1 protein-coding gene is annotated in these 853 nt (G+C 68.7%); it reads right to left on the bottom strand.

Annotation, left to right across the window (positions count from 1 at the left end; genetic code table 11):
- On the bottom strand, positions 1-853 hold an 853-nt coding region (locus tag ACTWQH_RS32775), incomplete at both ends, for a family 43 glycosylhydrolase (RefSeq protein WP_443290458.1).

Genomic DNA, 853 nt, shown 5'->3' with positions numbered 1-853 from the left:
GTCGGGGAAGGTCAGCGGCAGCCAGACGTACCGGGATTCGTTGACCGGCCCGTCCCAGGCGCCCGCCCAGCGGTCGCCCATGTACAGGTAGGCGGTCTCGTCGGTGCCCTGGATCGGCAGGACCCAGGCGGTCTGGGAGTCGTACGCCGTGGCGTCGCCGACGTCGCGCATCTCGCTCCAGCCGCCGGCGAGGTCGGTGGAGGTGGCGTACTGCTGCTGGTTGGGATCCCAGCCGGTGGCGCCGGAGGTGAGCATGAAGTACACGCCGTCGCGCTTGAAGAGCGCGGGCGCCTCGCGGTGGCCGCCCGGCCAGGGATTGGCCACCAGCTCCGCGACGCCCGTGTAGTCCTCGGTCAGCCGGTAGAGGTGCAGGTCGTAGTTCTCCCGGGCGGCGGAGACCATGTAGCCGGCGCCGTCGTCGTCCACGAAGACCGTGATGTCGCGGGACATGTGGTCCAGCGGCCGGAAGCTGCCCCGGTAGGCGTAGTCGCCGTCGACGGTGTCGGAGACCGCGACGGCGGCGCGGGCCTCGCTGTAGTCCTGGCCGTTCTCCTTGTGCGCCCACATCACGAACTGCCCGGTGGACTCGTTGTACATCACCTTCGGCCGCTCGATGTTGGCCGTGGCCAGCTCCGGATCCGACTCCTGGGTCAGGACGTGGTTGCGGAACTCCCAGTTCTTCAGGTCCGTGGAGCGGTACGCCGAGACGTACCGGAAGGTGTTGTCGTCATTGCGGTTCTCGCCGAACCAGTAGTAGTACTCGCCGACCTTGACCACGCCCCCGCCATGGGCGTGGACCGGCTCCCCGTTCGGATCGGTGAACTGGGTCCCGTTGGCTATGGTCACCGGCGCG

Source organism: Streptomyces sp. 6N223, from assembly GCF_052246635.1.
Taxonomy (GTDB): Bacteria; Actinomycetota; Actinomycetes; order Streptomycetales; family Streptomycetaceae; genus Streptomyces.
This window is presented reverse-complemented; position numbering and strand designations above follow the sequence as displayed.